Annotated in this window: 19 protein-coding genes; 7 read left to right on the top strand and 12 right to left on the bottom strand. The window is 59.5% G+C overall.

The window, feature by feature from the left end:
* Positions 1 to 26: 26 nt before the first annotated feature.
* The 7 genes from F4Y00_01635 (at position 27) to F4Y00_01605 (ending at position 7026) form a co-directional block, all read left to right on the top strand.
* A complete protein-coding gene (locus F4Y00_01635) occupies positions 27 to 2165 on the top strand; it encodes a TonB-dependent receptor (protein MYE03667.1) in 2139 nt (712 codons plus the stop codon).
* Positions 2083 to 2910, top strand: coding sequence for a hypothetical protein (locus F4Y00_01630; protein ID MYE03666.1), 828 nt, complete (start codon positions 2083 to 2085; stop codon positions 2908 to 2910). Before F4Y00_01635 ends, F4Y00_01630 begins: the two co-directional genes overlap by 83 nt.
* Before the next feature lie 268 nt (positions 2911 to 3178).
* Positions 3179 to 3718: a hypothetical protein gene (locus F4Y00_01625; GenBank protein MYE03665.1), complete on the top strand. Its 540-nt coding sequence runs from the start codon at positions 3179 to 3181 to the stop codon at positions 3716 to 3718.
* Positions 3719 to 4067: 349 nt separating this feature from the next.
* Positions 4068 to 4451 carry a hypothetical protein gene (locus F4Y00_01620; protein MYE03664.1) on the top strand — a complete coding sequence of 128 codons (384 nt, stop codon included), beginning with the start codon at positions 4068 to 4070 and terminating at the stop codon, positions 4449 to 4451.
* A gap of 164 nt (positions 4452 to 4615) precedes the next feature.
* The gene (locus F4Y00_01615) at positions 4616 to 5230 is read left to right on the top strand and encodes a MerC family mercury resistance protein (GenBank protein ID MYE03663.1); all 615 of its coding nucleotides are present in this window, start codon (positions 4616 to 4618) and stop codon (positions 5228 to 5230) included.
* 131 nt (positions 5231 to 5361) lie between these two features.
* Entirely contained in the window at positions 5362 to 6117 is a 756-nt protein-coding gene (locus F4Y00_01610; GenBank protein ID MYE03662.1) for a hypothetical protein, read from the top strand.
* A 9-nt stretch (positions 6118 to 6126) separates the two neighbouring features.
* Positions 6127 to 7026, top strand: coding sequence for an alpha/beta hydrolase (locus F4Y00_01605; GenBank protein ID MYE03661.1), 900 nt, complete (start codon positions 6127 to 6129; stop codon positions 7024 to 7026).
* A 155-nt stretch (positions 7027 to 7181) separates the two neighbouring features.
* On the opposite strand, the gene F4Y00_01600 is transcribed toward F4Y00_01605, so the two are convergent.
* The 12 genes from F4Y00_01600 to F4Y00_01545 form a co-directional block, all read right to left on the bottom strand.
* On the bottom strand, positions 7182 to 9485 hold the full coding sequence (locus F4Y00_01600) for a carbohydrate binding family 9 domain-containing protein (GenBank protein MYE03660.1): 2304 nt from the start codon (positions 9483 to 9485) through the stop codon (positions 7182 to 7184).
* Positions 9445 to 10470, bottom strand: a complete 1026-nt coding sequence (locus F4Y00_01595) for an ABC transporter ATP-binding protein (protein MYE03659.1) — start codon at positions 10468 to 10470, stop codon at positions 9445 to 9447. The genes F4Y00_01600 and F4Y00_01595 overlap by 41 nt, the downstream gene beginning before the upstream one ends.
* 49 nt (positions 10471 to 10519) lie before the next feature.
* A complete protein-coding gene (locus tag F4Y00_01590) occupies positions 10520 to 11629 on the bottom strand; it encodes an iron ABC transporter permease (GenBank protein MYE03658.1) in 1110 nt (369 codons plus the stop codon).
* 157 nt (positions 11630 to 11786) lie between these two features.
* Positions 11787 to 13007 carry an ABC transporter substrate-binding protein gene (locus F4Y00_01585; GenBank protein MYE03657.1) on the bottom strand — a complete coding sequence of 407 codons (1221 nt, stop codon included), beginning with the start codon at positions 13005 to 13007 and terminating at the stop codon, positions 11787 to 11789.
* Positions 13008 to 13508: 501 nt separating this feature from the next.
* A complete protein-coding gene (locus F4Y00_01580) occupies positions 13509 to 14717 on the bottom strand; it encodes a hypothetical protein (GenBank protein ID MYE03656.1) in 1209 nt (402 codons plus the stop codon).
* A gap of 44 nt (positions 14718 to 14761) precedes the next feature.
* The gene (locus F4Y00_01575) at positions 14762 to 17101 is read right to left on the bottom strand and encodes a TonB-dependent receptor (GenBank protein MYE03655.1); all 2340 of its coding nucleotides are present in this window, start codon (positions 17099 to 17101) and stop codon (positions 14762 to 14764) included.
* A gap of 180 nt (positions 17102 to 17281) precedes the next feature.
* Positions 17282 to 19576, bottom strand: coding sequence for a carbohydrate binding family 9 domain-containing protein (locus tag F4Y00_01570; GenBank protein MYE03654.1), 2295 nt, complete (start codon positions 19574 to 19576; stop codon positions 17282 to 17284).
* A gap of 22 nt (positions 19577 to 19598) precedes the next feature.
* Positions 19599 to 21038 (bottom strand): DUF3526 domain-containing protein, encoded by a 1440-nt coding sequence (locus F4Y00_01565; GenBank protein MYE03653.1) that lies wholly within the window; start codon positions 21036 to 21038, stop codon positions 19599 to 19601.
* Between the two features lie 10 nt (positions 21039 to 21048).
* Complete coding sequence (locus tag F4Y00_01560; GenBank protein ID MYE03652.1) at positions 21049 to 22506, bottom strand: ABC transporter permease subunit; 1458 nt, start codon at positions 22504 to 22506, stop codon at positions 21049 to 21051.
* A gap of 66 nt (positions 22507 to 22572) precedes the next feature.
* Positions 22573 to 23292, bottom strand: a complete 720-nt coding sequence (locus tag F4Y00_01555; GenBank protein ID MYE03651.1) for an ABC transporter ATP-binding protein — start codon at positions 23290 to 23292, stop codon at positions 22573 to 22575.
* A 128-nt stretch (positions 23293 to 23420) separates the two neighbouring features.
* On the bottom strand, positions 23421 to 23669 hold the full coding sequence (locus F4Y00_01550; GenBank protein ID MYE03650.1) for a hypothetical protein: 249 nt from the start codon (positions 23667 to 23669) through the stop codon (positions 23421 to 23423).
* 153 nt (positions 23670 to 23822) lie between these two features.
* The gene (locus F4Y00_01545) at positions 23823 to 24134 is read right to left on the bottom strand and encodes a hypothetical protein (GenBank protein MYE03649.1); all 312 of its coding nucleotides are present in this window, start codon (positions 24132 to 24134) and stop codon (positions 23823 to 23825) included.
* Between the last annotated feature and the right edge of the window lie 154 nt (positions 24135 to 24288).

The raw sequence follows: 24288 nt of genomic DNA, 5'->3' as shown, positions 1-24288 counted from the left end.
AGTATTACCAGTCAAGCCCTCCCTCCATGAGGCTGCCCCGCCTTTTTTTGGCGCTCGTCTTAGTGATTCCTTCGCTGACGGCGCGCGCGCAGCAAGTTCCAGCCGATTCCGTGAAAGCGGATTCGTCTCGCGTTGTCGAGATGTCGCCTATCGTCGTGACCGCGACGCGCTCGGAGAAGGCGCTCGAGGATGTGGCCGTGCCCACTACGGTCGTTCTGGCCGAAACCATGCAGATGCAAGGGGCTGTGCGTCTGAGCGATGTCCTTGTAACGGTTCCCGGCCTTGCCCTGTTCGACGACCATGGCACCGGGTTGCAGGTGCAGGGTTTTGCGCCGGACTACACGCTTATTCTTCTGGACGGCGAACCGGTCATCGGGCGGACGGCAGGTACCCTCGACCTGAATCGGTTGACCGTACAGGGTCTGGATCGGGTCGAAATCGTGCGCGGCCCGTCGTCGTCGCTTTATGGAAGCGAAGCGCTTGCGGGTGTTGTCAATCTTATCACGGCGCCTGCGGCCGAAGGTTTTCGCAGTGCTCTTGGCGGCCGGTTCGGTTCGTTCGGTACGACGGACTTTACGGCCGAAGTCGAAGCTGGGCGCGAGCGGGCGGGCGCGCGCCTGCTTTTCAACCGGTATGCTTCGGCGGGCTACGACCTCACGCCTGCATCGTTCGGGACCACCAGCCCGGCTTTCACCGACTGGACGGCCGATTGGCGTAGCCGCTTTGCCCTCTCGGATCGGGTGCTGCTTCGGTTGGGAGCCCGGGCGACCGTAGAGGATCAGGAAGGAGCCTTCGCGCTGAGCGCCGATGGCACCGAAGTGCGCTACGACGATGAGGGACGCCGCGTCGACTGGAGTCTGCACCCGGAAGCCCGGATTCGGCTCTCCGATCGTTTACGGCTCACGACGACGCTCTACGGAGCGCGTTACCGGACCGAGACCCGCTACCGTCGCCAGCGCGACGGGGTGCTCACCTATGAGGACGATTTTGACCAGTACTATCTCAAGGCCGAAACCCAACTCGATGCACTCTGGAACGGGCGTCATCTCACGAGCCTGGGCGGGGGCGCGGTGCAGGAACGCCTGGGGGGCGACCGCTACGGACCGGACGCCGACGGCGAACGTCCTGCGGCGAACCAGACCTATGCCTTTGCCCAGCATGAATGGCTTCCGCTGCGTCTGGTCGAGGTGAGCGCAAGCGCCCGCTTCGATGCTCACTCCGACTACGCCGCGCGGCTGACTCCGAAAATCGCCCTCCTTGTTCATCCGGCGGACAACCTGCGCTTCCGGCTGAGTGTGGGGAGTGGTTTCAAGGCGCCGGCTTTCCGGCAATTTTACCTTGCTTTCACCAATGCCGCGGCGGGGTACTCCGTCTTTGGCGCCACCCGGGTGCAGGAAGGGGTCGCGCAGTTGCAGGCGGAAGGAGTTATCGATCATCTTTTTTTCGATCCTGCTACGCTTGAAGAGATCCGGGCCGAAAGTTCCGTTGCGGTCAACATAGGCGGTTCGATCGAGCCGTTCCCCCGGCTGGCTTTTTCGGTCAATGCTTTCCACAACAACGTGCGCGATCTCATCGAGACCCAGCCGATCGCGCGAAAGACGAACGGGCAATTCGTTTTCGGCTATTTCAACCTTGCGCGGATCTACACGCGGGGCATCGAGACGGATGCGACCATCCGGGCGATCGCGGGCCGACGGAGCCGGCTTGATATCATTCTCGGCTATCAGTTTCTCCAGGCGCGCGACCGTGAGGTGGTCGAAGCGCTGGAAACCGGTACCGTATTCGGACGCAATCCGTCCGGGCGGGAGTACCGCCTTGGCCCGGGCGACTACGGCGGGATGTTCGGGCGTTCGCCTCATACGGCGACATTCCGCACAGTGTATGCGCACACGCCGTTTGGTCTCACCGCCAGTGTTCGGGGACGCTGGCGCAGCCGCTACGGCTACCGCGATCTCGACGGCAACGCGCTGGCCAACCGCGACGACGAGTTCGTAGCGCCCTATGCCGTTTTCGATGCGACCGTTACCAAGACAGTTCCGGCTCTCGGCCCGGCTGACGCCGAGATCCAGCTTGGCGTGGATAATGTGCTCGACATTACGCGCCCGACCCTTGTACCGTCGCTTCCCGGACGGCGGCTTTACGCCGCTCTCCGCCTCACGCTATGACGCCACCAACGCTGAAACCCTGACCGTCCGTACCATGAAAACACCTGTTGCCTTTTCCATATTCTTCGGGTTTCTCTTCCTGTTAACCGGCTGCGACAGCACCGATGCCGAGCCGGAGCCGGTCATTCTCGATGTGAAAATGGCTGAGAATGTCCCGGCCGATCCGGCTTCGGGCCGCGACCCCGACACGGGGGCCTCGATCAGCAACAACCTGTTTACGCTATACGACCTCGAAGCGGGTTCGATACTTATTCCCTCGTCTCAGACGGATGCCGCCACCCGGCAGCGCGATTCCACATCGACCGCGTGGGATATCGGTTTCAAAGGCACGACAATCATTTTCAACGGGGGCACGAGCGGGCCGGGCGAAGCGGCGGCGCAGATGCTTGCGCAGCCCTTCGCCGAGGTCGTCGAAGCGCCCGAAGGGGGCTATATTGCCGACGGAGAGAACACCTCCTGCCCGGAGGTCTTCACGCCCGTCGGTCCCGTTCCCGGTTCGCCCTATGCAATCTGCACAGGCTCGGACAACGGGTGGTACAACTATAATGCCGGGACCATGCTGCTCTCGCCTATTCCGGGCCGCACCATCGTGCTCAAGACAGCGAGCGGAAACTATGCGAAAATACGGATTCTGAGTTATTACCAGAACAATCCGGATCCCCCCGATGCATCGGTTCCGTCCCGGTATTATACGTTCGAGTATGTCCTCAGGCCCGACGGTTCCCGGGACCTGACCTCGGAATGAGGGAAACGGGTCATGTCGCCCCTGCGCCATTGAGTGGGGCGCAGAACGGTTGACTCCGTAGCGTGCCGGGGAAAGTCGGGTGATTCGTATGGTGCTTGCCGACGATGTGGAGATGAGGTGAAAGATGATCCGATCTGTCCTCTTTACTCCGCAAAAAGCATTATACTTAAGGCTGTGCTTTCCGGATTTTCTTCGATAGCCTCCCGGACCGGCGGGTTTTCCGGCGCGTTCGGTTCTTTTTTCCAACCAACCTCAACGGATCTGCATTATGAAGTCCTCCCGATTCCTGTGCCTGTTCTCCCTGCTGGCGCTCCTGCTTGCCGCATGCGGCGGCGATGCTGCCTCTGAAGGCGATGTTGCTGCCTCCGATGCCGGCGATGCCGCTGCCGAAAGCGATATGGCTTCTGCCGACAGCGGCATGGATGTCGCCGAAGTCGTTCTTCGCCCTGCCGGCGATACGATAGCGTTTGATGAGGCCTCGACCTCGTTTACCGTCCAGTCCGGACAGACGGTCAACCTGACCCTGGAGAATGTGGCGACCCTCGATATCATGCTGCACAACGTCGTCATACTTTCGTCGAATGAAGACGATGTGGCCAACCGGGTCGGGATGGCGGCCATCGCTGCCGGCGAGGCGAGTGGATTCGTTCCGGAGGATGAGGCGATTCTGGCGGCCACGCCGCTCGCACAGCCCGGCGAGACCGTGCAGGTTACGTTCGAGGCTCCCTCGGAACCGGGGACCTATCGTTATATCTGCACTTATATCGGTCACCACACCCTGATGCAGGGTACGATGATCGTAACCTGATCGGGCTGATCGCACCGTTCTTCCGGGAACGGGAATATGTAGATACAGGATGCTGCCCTGCGCCTGGAACGCTGTGCGGGAGGATGCCTTGCACCGGGGACTGCGCCGTATCGCTGCATGTCCACGGCGGCGGCGCCGGTTTGCTGTTCGTGTTGGTTGACGATGGGTATTCCGGTCGAGTGAAACCGGAAATGACGGATTATTCCGGTTTTTGGCACGGATATTGTTCGAGAATCATGGTACAGTAAACAAGGCCGTTGGTATATTCCGATGCACGGGTCGTATCGGAAAAGAAATGTAGCCGGCGGGCCGGAAAAACGGTTCATGACATCGCCACGGAGGTAACGACATGAAAGCCTACGCAAGCATTCCCCTTTTCTTCGTACTCGCCGTGCTGGTTTCCGGCTGCGTCAGCATAAACCATACCATGCTGGACACGGGACCGGGGTATGCCCCGGTGCCGGGTCCTGAGGTGCAGGTGTTCTTCGAGCGGGACGACCTGCCGGAGCACACGCGCGTTGCGCTGCTCTACGGCAAGACCTTCGAAAACATTACCACGGAGAGCAAGCTGATCGACAAGCTGCGCGAGGCGGCGGGCGCCCTGGGTGCGAACGGCGTGGTATTACTCGGCCAGACGGACCTGGGTGGAGAAATCAGAATATCCGGCGATCCTTACAGCGGTTTTGGAGAGAGCGGACGGCGCGGTCAGGCATTGGCTATACGGGTGCATTAGGCGTAGCGCGATAGGGTGGGTGCGCGTCGCCTGTGTCCGGTCAATTACCCTGTTGAGTGATTTTACTCAATGGGGTAATTGTGTTTTTGGGGTGGGGGGACGAAGCCGATTTTCCCAGCCCTCGTATCCCCTTTGATACGACCGAGGCAACTTTTTTGCCATACGTGGAGCCTCTGGATTACGCATCGCGCCGGAATTGTCTATTGCCCGCTTTTGAGCGGGCGGTTCTGAAAAACCTCGTTGCGACTGCGGGACGCGAACATGAAGATTCCTTATCTTTGCGACTCGATCTCTCCCTAATGCTCTCCCCGCTCCTACCCCGACGCGATACCGTGAAGAATTTTCTCGCAACCGTTCCACGGAGCACGTATCTGGCTTCCGGATCCCGACTGGCGGCGTGCGCCGCAGCCTGGTGCGGTCTGCACTGCGCACTCACGCCGGTCCTGGTCGCGGCGGCGCCGGCGCTCGCGCTCTCCGAAGGCGTCGAGCGGGCCGTGTGGGTCGGGACCGTCCTTGTCGGCGCGGTAATGCTTGTCCTGGGCCCGGCCCGCAAGAACGCGGCCGTGATCCTCACTTTCGGCGCTGGAGCTGTGCTCTGGACAGCTTCCCTCGCCGGCTGGCTTGAGCCGCTGCCCGAGACCGTGACGTCAGCTGCCGGCAGCCTGATCCTCGCAGGCGCCCTCGTGCTGAGTGCGCGCGTCTGCCAGACCGGTGCGTGCGCGGTATGCGGCGACGAGGAGCACACGGGCTGTCTATCGGAACGTGACGGTCCTCGGTAATGAGGAGTGGCCATTAAGGCGGCTTGCACATCATCCCCTCATCGGCTTACCTTGACCGCGAGGGATTCCGGGAAGTCCATCCGGAAAGTTATTTTCCATCCATTGCCATGTTCGCCAACCCGCTGCCTCCCATGTCCCGCTCTATATTCGCTCCGCTGTTCGCATTCACCGTACTGTTTCTTGCCGTTTCCTTCCCTGTGCAGGCTCAGGAAGACCTTGTGCGCCCGGAGGGGTGGCAGGTTCGCTTCGACAATCCCGAAGCCTCCGAGGATGATCTGGAAATGTTTGTTTCCATGCCGCCCGGATGGCACGTGACCTCCGGCCCGGCCGCGATCTACTGGGGGCCGGAGATGGAAGCGTCCGGCGAGTACCGCATCGAAATGGAAGTCTACCTGTTCGACCCGGCGGGCCGCAAGGAGGCCTTCGGCATTTTTGTCGGCGGAACGGACCTGACAGGAGATGCCGTCGAGTACACGTATTTTCTGCTGCGCGACGGGGGAGAATTCATCGTCAAGCGGCGTGAAGGGCCGGAAGCGCCCACCATTCACCCCTGGACCGGACATGAGGCCATTCTCGGCTGGGCCGATCGCGAGGAAGAGGCCGCCACCGTGAAGAACGTGCTTGCCATAGAGGCTGGCGCCGAAACGGTGCATTTTTTCGTGAACGATGCGGAAGTGGCTGCCCTGCCCCGGGCCGATCTCGGTATGGACGGCGTATTCGGGATGCGGGTCAACCATGCCCTGAACCTCCATATATCGAGGTTGGAGACCGTGGCGATGGGAGGGGAAGAGGAAGAAGGGCACGATCAGGATGAAGGGGCCGATCATGGCGAAGAGCACGACGGGGGCGAAGAAGGCAATCATGACGAAGAGGAGGATCATGACTAAGGGGATGATATGGAAGATCAATGGGAAATACCGGAACCGCTTGCCACTGCCGAGATTGCTGTAACCGACGGTGCAACCAGCGTACTCCGGCGGCACGGTAATCCGGACGGTCCGCGGCTCGTGCTGTGTCATGGCAACGGGCTGGCGGCCGACCTGTATTACCCTTTCTGGTCCCTGCTTGCCGACCGTTTCGATATCGTGCTCTACGACCTCCGAAATCATGGCTGGAGTTCGTCGACCGATATCCGGACACACAACATCGCAACCTTCGTTTCGGACAATGCACACATCTTCCAGGGTATTGACCGGCACTTCGGCGAAAAGCCGAAGATCGGCGTGTTTCATTCCCTGTCTGCGGTAGTGGCGCTCAACCACGAGCCCCCGGGCGAAGAATTTGCGGCGCTTGTGCTCTTCGATCCGCCCATTTATCCTCCCAGCGGCGATCCTCTCGAAGTCGATGCCTTGTGGCGGAGGTCCGGCATTGTCGCCCAGATGCGCCAGGAATGGTTCGGAAGTCATGAGGATTTTGCAGACATGCTCCGGCGCCTACCGACGTTCGGGCGCCTGCAACCCGGCGTAGTAGAACTCTTCGCCGAGACGACGTTGCGCCCCGCCTCCAGGGGAAGGGGCTATAAACTCCGGTGCCCGCGCGAATACGAGTCCTGTATATTCGAGTATAGTTTCGCCTACAATTTCGAACCCCATGCGCACGACATCGCATGCCCCATCAAGGTGATAGGGGGAGACCCGACCATGCCTTTGTCGTTTTTGCCCAGCATGGATCTCACTGGTTTGGCCGGTCTCGACTACGACTTCGTGCCCGAGACCACCCATTTTCTCCAGCTTGAAAACCCTCGGGAATGCGCCGAGATTATGCTGGAGTTCCTCGAAGATCAGGGAGTCGCGTAGGGGGTCTGATCGCCGCAAATGCGAAGGGCCGCAGTGTCTGGGCCACGATCAGTACGCGCACGCCATTCCACATGGAATCGGGCGCCGGGACGACCAGCAAGGTGTAACAGTTTCAGATGCGGCCCAATCCGTTGGCGAAATAGATGATAATCATCTCACCAGATGAACGTATAGGTGTACTTGAGTAGGATCGCCCGACTATCGGTTACAGGCAGCATCGGGCCGAAGGGCTGGTGCCGCTCGGTGTTGAACCCCTCGTTGAAAACCACCCACAGGTCGTGGCCCTCGCCAAAGTGATAGCGTATCCGGGTGTTGACAATGAACACATCGGCGACGCTGTTGTATTGCAGGAAGGCCGTGGCCGAGAGGTGGGTGTTAAGCGCAGCCTGGATGCGAACTTGGCCCAGGTGCGCGTCAAGCTGCTGGTCTCGATCCGGGAAACGAATCAGGTTGAGTTCGTAGGTGCCGCGCAATTCGAAATGGCGGGAAAGGTTCCAGGTGGCTCCTGTGCTCAAGGTCGTCTTCCATCCGTCATAGAAAGTGCCGGTGCGGAAGGTAACATCAGGCCGGAAAAACCACCGATCAGGCGGATTGGCCTCAATCCAGAGATCATGAAACCAGTAGGATCCGATGGGAACCCTAACCTCTTTGGAGAGCGGAAAAGACATGCGCGTGTCCTCGTAGGTATGAGCCGTCGAGAGCAGCACCGTCGCGCCACCCTTGGTTTCAAACCAGTAAAAGGGATGAAGCCATGCCGACTCAACGGATCCGTCTTCATTGCGCAGGTACATATTGGACCAGTTACCGACCCAGATACGCCGGAACCGCGAGTCAGCCCCTCGGAATGATTGATAGTTGACATCGGGGCTGAGAAAGGTAACGTCGCGGCGGCGGACAAAGCCGGCGGCGGGATTGTAATCCGCCCCGGATCGGGTGACTTCCAACTCATAGCTCAACCCCTGTATGTTGCGCCGTTCCCACTTGAGCATAAAACGTCCGGCATCCAGGAAATTGAAGGCGCCCGCATCCAACCGATCCTTGTCCAGCGTCTGCGCCCATTTCGTGGTGAGGTACTCATCCCCGACGATGCGCACGATGCCATCGATCCCATATGCCAAATTGTATCCACCGTCGGCGTCGATCCGGCTGGTAGCCAGGCCTCCGACGGTTGAGAAGGGATTAAAAACCTTTCGACGCAGCCGTAACACACCGAAATTTTCGGCAGGGATGCCGCCCTCCTTTGCCGTTTGCATATTGAGCAATCCGATGTCCCACTCGCCCACGCGCCCGACGAGCCGCGAGCCCCCGAGAATACGAATCGGCTGCCCGTCGACCAGGCCGATGCGGCGGCTGTGGAAAAGGCGGCTGCCGTTAGCCCCGGTATCGAACTCGAAGATGCCGGAGCGCTCCTGAAAAAACTGCCGTTTTTCGGGAAAAAAGAGCGAAAACCGCGTCAGATTGATCTGCTCGTCGTCGGCCTCGACCTGGGCAAAATCGGTGTTGACCGTAGCGTCGAGCGTGAGATTGTTGGTAAGGTTGTACTTCACGTCGAGACCGATTTCACGCGTGAAGTCGTCTTTGAAACGGTAGGCTGTTTCTGAAGGGTCCAGTTCAGATATCCGCCGGGCGCCCCCGAGACCATACGGAGTCACATAAACGGGTTTCCGGCTGTAGACGCCTTCGAGTATTACGTCTTGCGCTACCGAGGGCTTGTTGCTGCCACGTTCCCAGCGGGGTGGAATGTCCGGAAAAATGTAGCGGTGGTTGTTATGAGCCATCCACCTATAGACGATCATTCCCATTACTACACGCCCGTTCTCATCCTGGAAACCAAGGCTGTTGAAAGGAATGCGCATCTCAGCAAACCAGCCCTCGTCGGTTCGTGTAGTTGCTACATCCCAGAATGTATTCCAATTTCGGTTGTTAGAGGCTCGGCCATTGGCCGCATCGTCCGCTACTGCGATGTCGAAGCGGGTACCGAGGGCCGTTGTGTAAAACCACAGAGCGTTCTCGTTGTCGTTGAATGTGTCGAGCACGATGGCAAAAGTCTCGTCGCCGCTCCAGCGGTCGCGGTAGAACGAATTAGTGCGCAGGTTGCCGGGGTCGACATGGTACAGTTGTCCGGAGACGTAGAGGTAGTCGTCGTCGTAGGCCACCCGAATCTCCGTGCGTTCGGTCATGGCGCCCTTGTACGTGGGCTGATACATCACCAGAGGAAAAGGGTCGACCGCTTGCCAGGCTGGTTCGTCGATGATGCCATCAAGCTGAATCGGCTGCGAGAGGCGGTGCAGCTTGATGGGCGGTTGAGCACCGGGGGCGTAATCCCCGTTGGTTTGGGCGGCCAGAGGCTGTGCGAGGAAGGACAGGCACACGCTTAGCATCAAAGGCTTCATGGGACCGACTTGGCGCTGGGGATTATCATGATTCCGCGCGAGTTGTGCGGGGAAAGGATTGTACATAGCGGGTCAGGTCATAGAGCGCATCATAGGTGTGCGTTTGACCGCCGTGCGTGAGTTGCCAACGCAGAGACAGGCCTTCAGCCACAATCTCCACGCGGATGGACGCCGGCTGTCCGTTTTCCTGAACGTGAAGCCCCTCGCGCTCCAGGGCGCGCCGGGTCCAGAACAACGCAGCACCTTCCCCAACCAACTCTACCTCGGCCTCGAAACGCTGGTGAATCCGGAAGGAACCATGCTCCCGGTCGAAATCTATCCCCTCACTGGCAAAGGCGGATTCGAAGGCTCCGTTCAAAACAAGATCTTCGGGAGCCCCGGCTTGCAATGCCCCTCCTTTGGGTAAGAGCCAGATACGATCCGCACTACGCAAGGCCAGATCGAGGTCATGCGTCGAAAGCAGGATGGCGCGCCCGGTGGTGCGAGCCAGGCGGCGCAGCAAACGCATGATCTCGACCCGCCGAGGGAGGTCGAGGAAAGCGGTGATTTCATCCAGGATCATCAGGCGAGGCTCCTGAGCCAGAGCGCGGGCCATCATGATCTTCTGGCGTTCCCCGTCGCTCAGTTCGCTTACGCTGCGGTGCATGAAGGTTTCGGCCCCCACCATACGGATAGCCGATTGGATGATTTCGTGGTCCTTATCGGAAAGCGCGCCCGACCAATTCGTGTGGGGATAGCGTCCTAAACCAACCATGGCATAGGCCGAGAGCAAACCTGCGCTGACACGCTCGGTAAGTACTACACTGAGGCGTTTGGCACGCTCACGCGCAGGCATGGTATGGACGTCTCTCCCATCGATGGCTACACGCCCGGCCAGGGGAAGCTGCATCCCGGCAAGCGTCCGCATCAGTGTCGTTTTTCCACCCCCGTTTGGACCGATCAGACACACCAGCTCGCCCTCGTTGAGCGATATGTTGATGTCTTCAGCAACGACATGGGCAGGGGTGCGTGGCGATTCGTAGCCGATAGCGAGATCTTCGACAGCAAGCATAGAACGTAGACGCGAATGCAGATGACAAAAGGTGGACAAGAGGCAGGCGCTACACAGCGAAGCTCCGCATGTGCTTGTTACGCAGAATCACCCAGATCACTACGGGTGCGCCCAGGAGCGCATTGACTGCGTTGAGATGGAGGAAGTGCCGTTCCCATGGCAGGTGAACAAACAGATCAGCGCCGAGCGCCAGCACCGACCCCATCAGCAAGACCGCAGGCATCAGGATGCGGTGATCCGAGGTGTTGAACAGTCCACGGCAAAGGTGCGGCACAATCAGGCCGATAAAGAGAATCGGGCCGCAATAGGCCGTGACGGGCGCCGCCAGCAACACTGCACTTGTCAGGGCCATCATCCGGGCTTGCCCTACCGAGAGGCCAAGGGTGGCAGCATAGTGTTCGCCCAGCAGTAGCGCGTTAAGAGGCTTAACCAGCAAGAGCGCAGCCACAATACCGACAAGCAGCATCGGGAGCAACACCGGAAAGTGATCCCAATGCACGCCGGCGAAACTGCCGTCATTCCAGGATGCAAACACTGCGCCTTGCGTCTCGTTAGTGAAGTGCAACACGACGCTCACCAGCCCATTGGCCAGGAAGCCCAGCATCAATCCCACAATCAGCAGGGTGATGGTGCTTACGCGCCGGGACACGGAGGCAATCACTGCAAGTACGAGCGCTGCCCCGAGCCCGGCTCCGGCCACCAGGCCCAGGTTGCTCAAGAACGCAACCTGTTCCAAGAAGGCAGAACCGACCACACTACCCGTGACGACGACCAGCGCTACGCCCAATTGCGCCCCGGCCGTGATTCCCAGCGCCCACGGGCCGGCCAAAGGGTTGCGGAAGAGCGTTTGGAGTTGGAGCCCCGCCGCCCCAAAGGCAGCCCCACCTACGCAAGCCGTAATCGCACGCGGCAGGCGCAATTCGTATAGGATCGTAGCCCAGGCAGCCTGGCTGGGCTCATCCCCGATCAGCAACGTTAGGATGTCGCGAAGCGGGATGGCAACGGAGCCAATCATTAGCTCCAATAAGAACAGGCCAATGACACCAGCCAGTAGACCCGTGAATGCCAATGGACGTAATGCGGCGCGAAGATCAACGGGCTGGGCCGGCAAGGCCGGCTTTCCGCGTCGCTGGCTGATTTCTACTTCGGCAAGAGGCATGGATTCAATAGCAGAAGCCATGATGTTATGGTCAGGTTGGTATTGGTAGAAGGCGTCCAGGACTGGCGTTCCCATGCCGTTGACTGGTCCGGAGCAGGTGCCGTTCGTTGACATCCCCCAAACCCTAAGAAGAGCATCCCAGGCAATAGGCGGCGTTTCACGGCTTTTCGTAGAGGTCAAAGAATATGGTCTCGTGATGGCGCAACACCTCAGGGTGCAGGAGTGTGACGAGGTCGGCGAGGACCCAGTCGGGCCGTACCAAGGCTGTCTCGAACCAGTCGTAGGCGTTGTACTCCCACTTGGTTCGCTTGTAGTTGTGGTAAAGAGCACCCTGCGTCCATGCAGTGAACCTGTTCATGTAGGTGTCGGGCGGCAGTTCGGCGGCGTGGATATCGCCGATGATCCAATGGTCGGCTTTGGTGCCAGCGACCAAGAGTTGCTCGCTCGAAATGGGCTCCCCCTCAGTGTGATGGTCACCGTCGAAATTCTCGTAGGGGTTGAAGGCATTGGCGTCATGCAGGAAGCGGGCTTCCAGATTATTCCGATGCATCCACCAGCGTCCGTTGCCGCCGTAGTAGCCCCAGAGTACCATCGGGGAATGCGGTGCGGAGGCTGCCAGCGCTTTCAGGTCAGCGACCCGACTGGCGACCGACTCGAACATAGTGTTGGCGTCACGTTCGGCGTTTACGAAAAGAGCCAGATACTTAATCCATTCAGTGCGACCCAGATAGTGCGCCTCGGCCCACTCGAACATCGCAGCCGCTGGGAGGCCCAGTTCACGTGCCCGGCCAAGCGCCTTCACATTGTAAGGGGTATCCACGGTCAAAAACGCAATATCCGGCTGCCGGTCCAGGAGCACTTCTAAGTCGGGTTCGCTACGCCAGCTATAGCCTATCTGGCCGATTTCGCCCGCCTCAACACGCTGACGGAGCGTGTCGTCGTAGGTGTGCAAGCCACCGACAGCCAACACTGCGTCCGAGCGCTTCAGGGCTTGCACGAAAGCAAGGGTGCCGTCGTTGTTGACGGCAATGGTGGTGACCGGAATGGTCAGCACGGTGGCGTCTTCGAGATCGCCCGTACGTGGAGGGGGCGGCGTGCCGCGTTGTACCAGCACCATCACGTCTTCGTGGGGCTCGGGCGCGGTGTCACTTCGCCAGGGTCGAACCTCGGCGTGCGTCCGCACTACCTTGTAGTGCCCGTGATACGTTACGGAGAAGTGCTCGGCATATTGGATTTCGGCTTTGTCGGGGAAGTAGTCCGTGCCCGGCTCGAAGGCAGCGGCCGTAGTGCTGTTCGTCTCGGGCTGTTCGATAGTAGGCCGGCAGGCCCCTGCAAGGAGCACCAGACCACCGAAAAGGATCAAGTTTATGGGTCGCATTGGCGGTTTCAAGGATGAGGGTGTGGAATCATAACTGCCGCAAATAGGTCACCTTGACGATGGCCTGTTGCTGCGTGGAGAAGCGTTCCGGATCAGTACGCCGGGTGGTATCGTTGACGAAGTAGCGGGCGTCGTTGAAGACGAATGCAAGAGATTGACCACTACGTACGTATCTGGCGAGCTCCCACTTAAATACATGAGTTACCATTCCCACATCAATCACCTAATTGAGGGCATGAAGGCGATCCGGTCGCGGGCCGCAGGATCAAGAAATCCGGCAAGCACATCGTGGTCGGTGCCGGGAAGGAGCGTTGGGGCTAGATCATCGCAGTCGGTAACAACGGTGGCGGGAATGGGCTGTTCAAGGAAGGCGGTCATAGGCATGTCCTCCAAAATCGCAGGTTCAAGATGTGACCAAGCACGAGGACGACCGAGCCGAGGGCCATCAGGCTTGTCTCGGGGTATTCGCCCAGCGCGTCCTCGCCGAGGTCGACAACGATTTTAATTATCCAGGCGCAGGACCGCCTGTGGTACCCCAGAGGTCGTGACAATGGGTTCAGACGTGGCCTGTTGGGTGGCCGGATCATAGCGGAATAACCCCGTAGCCGTTGGCGTACCAATCCCAAATAAAATCTGCCCATCGAGCAATTCTATCCCTATTGAGAGTCCGTTGCCCGGCGGTAGCGGAAGTACTTCGACGGTTCCCGCAGATAGGTTGAAACGAACGGGCTGCCAGTTAAAATCGCGCACATAGTCGGGCGGGTTCGAGCGCCCAGCCGGAATCTCGGCAGCCCCATAGGCGAATCCGTTGTGGTACACCACGTTGCCTCCCACTGTCCCGATCTGTCCTCCATCGACGGGCACATTCAGTGCCGACACATCGAGGAAATAGGTGGAGTCGAATTCGGCGGCTCCGTTGCGAATGCGCAGAAATCCGCTCTTTTGGCCCGGCACAAAGCCAAAGGAGGCCGTGCAGTACACATAGATATCCCCGGCCTCATCGACAAACATAGACTGGTTGTAGCCATAACGACCCGGTCCAGCGGAGCTCTCGGTTGAGATTACTCGTTCAAAAGCAAGCGTATTGGCATCAAAAACGGCAATGTCTACACCATCAGCGTTGGCAAAGGGGGCAAAAAACTGCTGTAACCCAACGTACAGCTTGCCATTGCGCAGGAGCATAACCGCAGGCTCGGGATTCGTGTCGTCGGGATTCACAGGGTTGCGTGCAATCCCGAGCGCAGTCAGGTCGATGACGGCGGTCTGCGTCATCGTCTGCGGGTTAAATTCAATGATTTGTCCGGCAAAGACGAGGCTTACAAACGCCCGCGTATCGCTCATCCAAACGACATTTGAGCCAAACCCACCCGCTGGCAGCGTCAACTGGCCGGCTTCATTGAGGAGGCCGTCCTCTCCGACGACATACCGCGTCGCTACATCGCCCTGTATGTTCTGGGTCACGATGACCTCACGTCCTCGAATATGGGTGTAGGCAAAGAAGGTTTGCTCTACGGCATTCGCGTTGGTAACGTTCGGCGTCTGCAAGCTGATAGCCTGGATAAACGTCGATCCATCCTGACCGGACTGATCGGGGACACCGTTGGCAATGATAAGCCTGGGGGTTGGAACGGGATCAGGTTCGTTAGCATCGCTGTCGCAACCAACAAGGGGCGTCAAGGCAATGAGCACAAGCGGAAGGAGTCGTAACATGGCAGGGGTAAGAAGGATAGTGAGTAGGGTAGAAAGAGGTCTCGTCAGCGATTGCCGATGAGGGTATACCGAAGCTTGAGCCGTAAAGCACGGCCCGGCAGGGGTTGATTGAAAAGGTTTAAGATGTTTGCATCCGTTAGATTTTGAACCTCGGCGGAAATTGTAAAGCCTTGCTTCAACCAGGCAACCTCGACGCCGACGTTATGCGTAAACGCACGGGGAATGCGCCGCTCCTGACGCCGACTGACTTCGAAGGCAAAGAAATACTCTTCGGTGAAAAGGCTTTCATAGAACACCTTGGCGCGGGATCCTTTGCTAAAGAAATCGTTGCGATAAACCTCGGCGGAAAGGCCCCCATAGAGATAGGGCAAGTTGGGGATTCGAAGGCCATGGGTAGGGTTCGGGACCGAGGTTCCGGGTGTTGTAGCTAACACATCGCGAGCGTCCTGGTACGTCCCATAGGCGCGGGCAAAGAGCCAGTTCGTCACATCGCCTTGCACCTCGGCCTCCACACCTGCAATGCGCACAGCACCCAGGTTGGAGTACGCCGCCGTGCCGCCGAGACCCGGCCCGAGGCGGATCATATCGGTTAGCCGCGACCAGAACGCGCTGACTTCGGCCTGTAGGCGGCGGCTTCCGATATTCGTGTCTATCTGTACGCCTATGTTCAGGTTGACAGCACGCTCTGGCCTAAGATTGGGGGCCGCCAGAATAAGCAGCCCATCGCCGAACAACTCTGCCGTAGCGGGCAGCCGGTGCGCCAACTCTACTGAGGCTTTCCCGAGGATTGAACGAGTAAAGTGATACCGAATGGCTTCGCTCGCGCCAGCAGTAAACGTGCGGTTCCGGACTTGCTCGGGAGCGGTTGCACTGGGGTTGAATAGTGAAGAGGGCGTGCCCTCGGCCCAATAGGCATATCCCCGCGTCCCGATAATATTCGTGAGCCGTCCACCGAGCATTTGCCATTCGTGCGAGAGTCCAACGACCGCGCTGGCCTGGTCGCCTGGGTTGTCACTCACGTTGCGCCCGGCAAAGGCATTGGCAAGGGGGTTTGATGGACGAAAGGCGTTGCGGTCGAGAACCGCGGTCGCACTCAAGGCATGGCGATCTGAGAACCGATAGGTAGTGGCGCCGCGCCATCGTACGAGGACGATCCGGTTATCGGAATCGGATGGAAAGAAGCCAATTTCGCCACGACCATTGGGGCTTGGTCGTGTGGCCCCGTCCCATTCATAGCGTACAGCCGATGTATCCAGGAGCGCAGCATTGGTGATGCCACCTACCAGTCCCGTTCTCACATCAAGACGCCCACCCAGCGCGCCCTCACGCACCCCTTCCATAACGACGACCCCTAATCCCGACGAAACGCGAGCGTGCTGGATATTGGTTTGAACACCCTGGATTTGACGTTCGGTAAAAACCAGACCTGCCTCGATGGCAACCTTATCGAACCAGGTCTGGTGGAGATGAAGCGCAAGGCCGCCAAGCACCCGCCGGAGTTGGTCGTGGTCACGCTGCACCACCAAACCCGGCCGAAACGGATTTTCCATGGTATAGTCGTTCGCTGCCCAATCCACGTTGAGCGTTGCGGCCAACTCCGTGTCCGATGCGATAGGGCGCTGTCCCACGAGGGCAACTTGATGCTGCCCGAACGACCCGACGGTATAGCCTGCATCGAAGTAACCGCCTTCCGGATGGATGGTCACGACGTTGATGGCAGAACCTAGTCCGTCCCCACCAAACGTAGCCGGAACGATGCCTTTGTAGACTTCAACCCGCTCAATGAGTTGTAGCGGTAGATTATCTAAGCTGAAGGCGTTACCCGATAGATCGGAGGCGTTGCCGTTGATATAGACCTGGACCCGCTCGCCTTCGAGGCCACGGATTGAGAACACGGAGGCAGACCCAAGCCCGCCCGAGCGACGGACTTGCACCCCCGAGACCCGTGCAATGGCTTCGTCAAGGGTAAGCCCGCGTCCAGCCAACCGTTGCGCATCCAGAACGGTCACCGCAAATGGACTCTGGCGGATGGCCACGGCCTCGCGGTTGCCTTGCACCGTCACATCGCCTAACGCAATCTCCGACTCGTTGAGGGCTACATCGAGTCGAAATACGGCATTGTTTGTGAGGACGATGGTCGTATCCAATGACACATATCCCACGAAAGAGAAACGGACGGTGTGCTGCCCCGCAGGAACCGCCTCGATGCGATAGGTGCCGTCGTCCTCGGTAGCCGTCCCTAAGGACAGGCCCACAACCGTAATAGTGGCTCCCGACAACGGTCCTTCAACGGCTGGATCTATCACGCGCCCAACTAACGTGGCCGTTTGTGCGCTAGCGGTGGTTGTAAGCAAGAAGCTCAGTAGAACAGTGCGGATTGTCATGTAAGGTCACAAGGTCAAAGGCGGGTGAGGACAGGCGTCAGGCTTCGGCATGCGGTTGATCAGCGTCGTCTTGCCTGTGCCCCAAAAGTCGGTAACAACGGTGGTGAGAAAGGGCTGTTCAAGGAAGGCTGTCATACGCATGTCCTCCGAAATCGCAGTTACAGGAATGAGGGTGTGGAATCATAACTGCCGCAAATAGGTCACCTTGACGATGGCCTGTTGCTGCGTGGAGAAGCGTTCCGGATCAGTACGCCGGGTGGTGTCGTTGACGAAGTAGCGGGCGTCGTTAAAGACGAGGTAGAGGTACGAGAGCGGGCGGAATTCGTAGCTGAATCGCACATTCCAATTCGCCTGCTCAGCCACCGTGTTGTACTGGTAGAAGGCGTTGAACTGCAACCGGGGATCGAGCGCCAGACGAAGCTCCGGCCCGAACAGGTGCGACACCTCGTCCTCCCCGTTGATGCCGAGACCCTTCGCGCGGTTGTATTCATAGGCCGCGCTCAGGGCCATGCGCGGCGACGGAGCCAGCCGGGCGGAGAGTTCCAGGTTGGTCAGCGTTCCATTGAAAAAATCGCCTACGGTTAGTTCGAGTGTCCCCGAATACTTGCGCGAGAGGTCAGACTGGACTTCGGCGTTGTAGCGCAAGTAGTGATAGTTGCCCGGCGCGAGTTCGATGCCGAGTGGTCGGAAGAAAGCGACATCTTCGGGCTCCAATTCCTGCCAGTTCGGCTCGATGCCAAACGAGATCTCGGCGCCGTTTTGAAACGCCACGTTCAGCGGCGTCAAACTCAGCGAGGCTTCCTGAAACTGCCTGTCGGAGAGGCGATGGTAGATGTAAGAGACAAATCCCGGTCCGAATCGGCGCACAAAGCGCGGCTTCCAGTCCGGGCGCAGATCGACGTTGCCCGCTGGACTTGTCACGATCAGGTTGCGACGTGCGACGAAGCCGACGCCAGGGTTATAGTTCTCGGAGACGAGCGCTTGTATGTGCCCGAGATAGCCCCAGTTGGTATTGTTGCCGAGCCAGGCATAGGTCGAAAATCCGTCGCCATCCTCATGCTGCGTCAACGAACCCGAGGCCATCCATTGGAGCGCCAGTGTCTGTGTAAATCGAAAATGTCCATCCACCGTGCCCACAACGTTGAGCACCGAGGGTGCGCTTGCGAGGCCTTCGTCATGCCGAACCGTTGCGAGTGCACCGATGCGGTTGGTGCTGCCAACGTTCTGAATGAACCGCCCAACGGCGACATGGCTTGTTGGCGTCCGGTTATCTCCCCGCTGGCGAACGACCAGCCCGCCGAAGGTACGCTGGGGCGTCCGTGAGATCAACCGCAGCCCGCCGTCGATAGGGATGGGCTGCCCAGCGTTGTCCAGCCCGATGCGGCGGCTGAAGAAAGGGATGGCCGCCTCACTCGACCCTGCATGGAACAGGTTCGCGTTTTCGAGAAAGAATGCGCGTTTCTCCGGGAAAAAGACAGAAAACCGGGAGAGGTTAATCACTTGCCGGTCAGCGTCCACCTGGGCGAAATCGGTGTTGACGGTCAGGTCGAGAACGGTGCTGGGCGTCACGGACCACTTCAGGTCGCCACCGACCTCGGGCTCGACGCCGTCGAAGAGATCGTCTCGGGCGCCGGTGCGGTCGTTGCGCATGACCAGGTAGGGTTGCACGCGCAGGTTGGTCGAAGGCGGAGGCGGCTCGATGCCTTCCAGCACACCCGCATAATCCATCCGATAGGGGGAGTATACACGCGGCCAGAGTGACCAGCCGGTGATCTCATTGTGCCGCCGGATGTTACGCACGAAGTTGATGCCCCACTGCATGTCTGCCGTTGCTTCCGGATACCGCAACGTGAACCATGGAATTGCCATCTCCACGACCCATCCCCGATCCGTTACCGTCGTGCGCACGTCCCAGACGGCATCCCAGTCGCGGTTGTAGATGATGCCGTCGATGACCTGGATGTCGCGCTGCCCCCCATAGGGATTCGTCTGAAATACGACAGCGTTACGCCCGTCACGGAATGGATCGAGACTGATGCCGAAAAGGTCGTTCTGGAAATAGTTGAAATCTCGCCGAAGGTCGGGTACGCGGACGCCGGGTGTACCGGTGGTATCGTAACAGATTGCGCCGATGTAGAGGTTTTTATCATCATAGAGGATGCGGACCTCCGTGTCGAACGTGGCCGGGTTGCCCTGCTGCGGCTCGGTCTGGCGGAAGCCTCGAGCAGGCGCCACGCGCTGCCAGTCCGTCTCGCTCAGATCACCGTCGAGATGAACCGTGCCCTGTACCCGTGCTGCCCGGATCGTCAGTGGGACGTCCGGTGCGGGGAATACCTCCTGGGCCTGCGCTGATCCGGCGACAACGAGCGCCAGAAACAACCCCGGGAGCCCCTTCCGAAAAGCTGTCTTGAGATAACCACTCATGGCTTTGCGATAAGGGTTTATAATCCTGATGAGACAGCGCATGGGCCGCATGCGCTACGATGATGTCGCATGGTCATTCCGCAACTGGATACTGCCGGTACTGGCGCAAGCCGTAGCCCCCAACGAGGGCTGTAGCAAGCATCAGAATCAACAAGGGGAACGCCAGGCGATCCAGCACTTCTGCCGGCCTTTCCTCGCGATACTCGAAGCGAGGCATGGCGTCGTAATCAGAGGATTGGAAAGCGATGTTGGCGAAATACCTGGGTACAAAGTATTCCTGCCACATAGCCTGAAACCCTTCGACCTGTTCGAGAAAAGCCGTGTGCCGAGCCGGGCCGGTGCCGGCCGCATCCAGAAGCATCCGGTGCGTGACGAGGGTCGGCGACAGATAGCCGAGGGCGCGCACGAATCGTTGTTGCCGCCCCTGCTGCCGAACGAAGCGCCCCATTACCGGAGCCAGCTGTTCTGCGATGCGTTCGTCACGGACCACACGGAGCATGGCGAAGTTGGCCTCGTCGTCACCGACCGGCGCGATTTCAGGGTGATCCTGAAAGAATTTCGCCAGCGACTCGCTGCTTTGCTGCTCCGCTACGGTCGTCTCCACCCGCATCGCTGTGATGAACGCCATGCGCGAAGGCACGGGATAGAGCGTACTGGCGACGACATTGATCAGAGAAGGAAGAATGACCACAAACGCGAGCCAGCAGACCGCCAGGATGATCGCGTTCGTAGCTGCCGAACGCCCGAAGGCATTGACCAGCAGCGCCAGGCCGAACCAGAACGCTCCGTAGAGCAGCGTGATTGCCAGCCAGAGGCCGAAGCGACCCCACCCACCCTCGAATGCAGCGCCCGTCACGACGAAGGCCAGCACCGTCAGCACCAGCGCCGCCCCGACGATCAGCGCTCCCCGGCTCAATACCTTGGCCCAGACCAGGGTTGACAAACGCACCGGCTGTGCCATCAGCAAACGAAGCGTGCCCGTCTCTTTCTCCGCTGCCGTCAGAGAAAACGTGAGCGCCAGAATCAGCAGTGGGTAAAGGAACAGGATGACGAATGCCAGATCGAAGCGACCTACCAGTAGCTTGAACGGGTTTTCGAGTTGGTCGGTCTGTCCGAGGGCCACGCTGCTGGCCGCGCTCACCTTATAGGCCGCCGGATAGATGTCACTTTGCCCGACGGCAAATGCCGCCAGTGGCGTCGGGGGCAACGTCGCCGGATGACCCATGCTCGATCCGACGTTGTACGGATGGCGCGGTCCCCAGTCATAGGTTTCCAGCGAGCGGCCTTCATCGCGCATCGCAGCTTCGAGGCCCTCGGCTTCGTGCCGTGCCTCCAAGACTTGCGTTTGGTAGTCCGCTGTCGTCTCTGTCGCCAAGCTATGCCGGTGATTCAACTCCTGCCTGCCGTTAACGGCGGCATACATTGTCAGGGCCACGAAGAGCGTCACCACGATCCAGGTGGTCTGATCCCGCCGAAGCAGGCGGTTTTCGTAAGTGAATATCCTGCCGAGCATAATCGCTTCCTTAGTTGATCTTCATTCGGGTGACAGCCACGGGCACGGCCAGCGCGACCGCGACAAACCACAGTCCCAGAAGCCCCAGGCCAGTGGTGTAATGGCCGAGCGCCCAGCCGAGGCCGGGCGATTGATAGGTGAAGGCGGGGATGCTCTCCCACATCGAGCGTCCGGCTCGATAATCCCCACTACTGTTCTGCGCTACCATGTCGCGGTTGAGCGTCTGGACGAAGTCGTAGCGATACGTCTCGGCGGCCTCGACAAAGTGGCGATGGTGAGCATAATCGCTCCCGGCCAGTCCCATCGACGCTGCCTGAACGGCGACCATCGGGGCAAGCACTGCCCCGGCCTGAACCATGCGATTTTGCGCCATGTAGGTGTCGCCGAGCGCATCGAAATGCTTGCGGTAGATCATCGTTTCGTCTTCCTCGGCCTCCAGAAAGGTGTAGCCCGCGACGCTGGCAGGGATCAGGTCCGGCGTATCCACGCCATGTTCCTGCATCAACCGTTCCTCGACGGCGCGTGTGCGATCGGTCCACGCGGGTAGTTGGTCATAATCTGCCTGGACGGCCCGATCGAACTCGGCGCTGGTCGGCGTAGGCAAGAGCGTATCGACTACGTCTGTCGCGGCACGGGGTACGAGGAAACTGCTCCAGAGCCAGAAGCCGAGCAGAACGATGAGGGCTACCCGTGCCGACGAGGCTCGTGCGCTCACGATGAGGGCAAGCCCGATGAAGAGACCGAAGTAGAGCAGATACAGCATGACCATAAGGAGCAGGCGCGACAGACTCCATAGCGCTGCGTCCGGTCCGGCATACAGCGCCATCGCTACTGCGCCCACCACAGCGGCCGGGGCGAGCAGCAGCATCAAGGGTAACACCACCCCAAGCGCTTTGCCCAGTGCCACCGTACGCCGCTGGAGCCCGAGACTCATCAACTGGCGTAGCGTCCCCTGTTCACGCTCGCCGGCAAACGAGGAAAACGCCAGCAAGATGATGAGCAGCGGGATTAGAAGTTGGAGCGTAGAGGCCGCCGTGAGGGCTCCAAGACGGTGCATGGCGCTGGCATCTTCCACGGGACGATAACTGGCCTCCCTCACCCGATGCGCTTCCATGAAGACCGAGACGCCCGTGTAGGGCAGCACGCCCTGGTCGATCGACGACAGCGGCGAAGCGGGTTTGAAGGCATAGTTGCCGAAGTGCGCCGCGGAGTGTTGGCTCTTCTCGCCCTGACTTACCCACATCTCCCGGTCGGTAGCCTGGGACTCAGCACGCTGTGCTTCGACGCTGGCGTAGTGCTTCCAGCCGACAATCAGTGAGCCGGCCAGCAGAGCGAAGACGACGCCGGCGGCCCAGCGAAACCGTCCGTCGCGGATCATCTCGATACATTCTTTTCTGGCAATACGGGTGATCATGGATTTGAGCGATCTGTGTGGTGAAGGGAGGCGCGCGTCTCTATTCCGATCCATGCTCCCTGGTCAGAATTGATAGCGAAGGGCGAATACTGCCTCAAAGGGTCGCCCGTTCAGGCAGCGTCAGGCGGCGACGATCTCGCCGCGCATGTGCTTCAGGTATAGTTTCTCCAGGTCCGGATGCTTGAGTTCGTCAGTGGTGAGCATCTCCACGAGCTTACCGTGGCGCATGATGCCAACGCGCGTGCCTACGTCGACGGCGCGAAACAGGTCGTGCGTAGCCATCAGCACCGCCACCCCCTTTTCTCGGAGCCCCTGCAGCAATTGGGAGAACTCGAAGGATGCAGACGGATCCAGGCCGGATGTCGGCTCATCAAGCAGCAGAGCACCGGCCTGCTTGGCAAGCGCGATGGCGATTCCGACCTTCTGGCGCATCCCCTTCGAATAGGTTGAGACAGGCCGGGTGGCGGCCTCCTCGGGCAGATCGGCCTGTGCCAGAAAATCCATCAGGTCGACGGCGCTGTAGTGATCGTGCCCGGCCAGCGCCGTCAGATATTCCAGGTTTTCCAGGCCCGTAAGATTCTTGTAGAGCATCACCTGCTCGGGGATGTAGGCCAAGTGCTTTTTCGTTTCGAGCGGATGCTGACGGACATCGAGCCCGTTGACCGTCGCCGTGCCGGAATCCGGCTCGGTAAAGCCGAGAAAGAGGTTGATGGTGGTGGTCTTGCCGGCCCCGTTCGGCCCAAGCAGACAGAAGATTTCGCCAGGCTCAATCTTCAAGTTCAAGTGATCGACGGCAGAGATGCCGTTGTAGGTCTTGGTCAATTGAATCGCTTCCAGCATGATAAGAGACTTGTTTGGCTAATGGTCATCCAGGATTGTCCTTCGCAGAAGAGGCGAGGGTCTTTCTCCGTCCCGGGCCCTTAATCCACCGCACGCCGCGAGCGCCAGTCAGGCGCCAGAACATTCAGTCATGCTTCTGCCAGGACCAGCGTGAGGCCGCTGAATTTCGCCTGGTGTGTTTGCCGGATCCATACACCCAAATCCTGGCTATCGCCGTGACCCGGGAGCAGGCTGGCCATCACGTGCAGCAACGTCGCGTTGCCGTTACCCCATAGATTGCGTTCGAACTGGTGTTCGCCCTGACAATCGGCAAAGTGGGGCAGATCAAGCGCCACTTGCCGTCCGTCACAATGAAGTACCTGATCGAATCGAAACACGGTTTGCCCCCCCCAGCTGTGAAGAGCACGGTACCCACCTGAACCAGCGGATAGCGGTGGGCAACAACGAACGCACCCGAGACACCTCCCTCCAGCGCGTAGCCTGCCCGGATGCAGGTATGCCGGGCCGGGAGGGTCCCTGATTATCTCACGTCAACCGGTTAAGGGAGGTGCACGCGCATCGGTAGGCGCGGAATGAAGGGCATAAACGAGATCAGGAGCTGACGCACGGTGTTGCCGGGCCGCGTATGCGGACGAAACCGTAATCACTTCTGACGTGACGCCGTAGAGTGTGGCAGCAAGCGCACACGGCGCACACTCCTCACTTTCGAAAATTGGCGCATCGTGAGGGGTGTGGTGCTCCTCGCCAAAATGCGAAATCGTATGCAGCGGCGGCGCTGCCAGGCCCGCGATTAGCAGCAGGCTCAACAGCGGCGAGACGATATGATGGCGAAGCGTCTGCATACGTCATGTGGAGCTATCGGTCGCTACGTATCCGAGCTACCTTTGTTTCCTAACCCATGCTTGCGGTACCAGTTCCTTGTACATTAACCGCGGCCCAGCCCACTGGCGAAACAGATAGCGCCCACTGGCGAAATAAAATAGAAGGCGCCCCGGC

The sequence above is a fragment of the Bacteroidetes bacterium SB0662_bin_6 genome, from assembly GCA_009839485.1.
Classification (GTDB): Bacteria; Bacteroidota; Rhodothermia; order Rhodothermales; family VXPQ01; genus VXPQ01.
Note: the sequence above shows the minus strand (reverse complement) of the source record. Positions and strands in the feature narration are given on the sequence as shown.

Coding starts and splice junctions, on each gene's coding strand:
- F4Y00_01635 (MYE03667.1), top strand. CDS start 27: ATGAGGCTGCCCCGCCTTTTTTTGGCGCTCGTCTTAGTGATTCCTTCG.
- F4Y00_01630 (MYE03666.1), top strand. CDS start 2,083: ATGTGCTCGACATTACGCGCCCGACCCTTGTACCGTCGCTTCCCGGAC.
- F4Y00_01625 (MYE03665.1), top strand. CDS start 3,179: ATGAAGTCCTCCCGATTCCTGTGCCTGTTCTCCCTGCTGGCGCTCCTG.
- F4Y00_01620 (MYE03664.1), top strand. CDS start 4,068: ATGAAAGCCTACGCAAGCATTCCCCTTTTCTTCGTACTCGCCGTGCTG.
- F4Y00_01610 (MYE03662.1), top strand. CDS start 5,362: ATGTCCCGCTCTATATTCGCTCCGCTGTTCGCATTCACCGTACTGTTT.
- F4Y00_01605 (MYE03661.1), top strand. CDS start 6,127: ATGGAAGATCAATGGGAAATACCGGAACCGCTTGCCACTGCCGAGATT.
- F4Y00_01600 (MYE03660.1), bottom strand. CDS start 9,485: ATGTACAATCCTTTCCCCGCACAACTCGCGCGGAATCATGATAATCCC.
- F4Y00_01595 (MYE03659.1), bottom strand. CDS start 10,470: ATGCTTGCTGTCGAAGATCTCGCTATCGGCTACGAATCGCCACGCACC.
- F4Y00_01590 (MYE03658.1), bottom strand. CDS start 11,629: ATGCCTCTTGCCGAAGTAGAAATCAGCCAGCGACGCGGAAAGCCGGCC.
- F4Y00_01585 (MYE03657.1), bottom strand. CDS start 13,007: ATGCGACCCATAAACTTGATCCTTTTCGGTGGTCTGGTGCTCCTTGCA.
- F4Y00_01580 (MYE03656.1), bottom strand. CDS start 14,717: ATGTTACGACTCCTTCCGCTTGTGCTCATTGCCTTGACGCCCCTTGTT.
- F4Y00_01575 (MYE03655.1), bottom strand. CDS start 17,101: ATGACAATCCGCACTGTTCTACTGAGCTTCTTGCTTACAACCACCGCT.
- F4Y00_01570 (MYE03654.1), bottom strand. CDS start 19,576: ATGCGGCCCATGCGCTGTCTCATCAGGATTATAAACCCTTATCGCAAA.
- F4Y00_01565 (MYE03653.1), bottom strand. CDS start 21,038: ATGCTCGGCAGGATATTCACTTACGAAAACCGCCTGCTTCGGCGGGAT.
- F4Y00_01560 (MYE03652.1), bottom strand. CDS start 22,506: ATGGATCGGAATAGAGACGCGCGCCTCCCTTCACCACACAGATCGCTC.
- F4Y00_01555 (MYE03651.1), bottom strand. CDS start 23,292: ATGCTGGAAGCGATTCAATTGACCAAGACCTACAACGGCATCTCTGCC.
- F4Y00_01545 (MYE03649.1), bottom strand. CDS start 24,134: ATGCAGACGCTTCGCCATCATATCGTCTCGCCGCTGTTGAGCCTGCTG.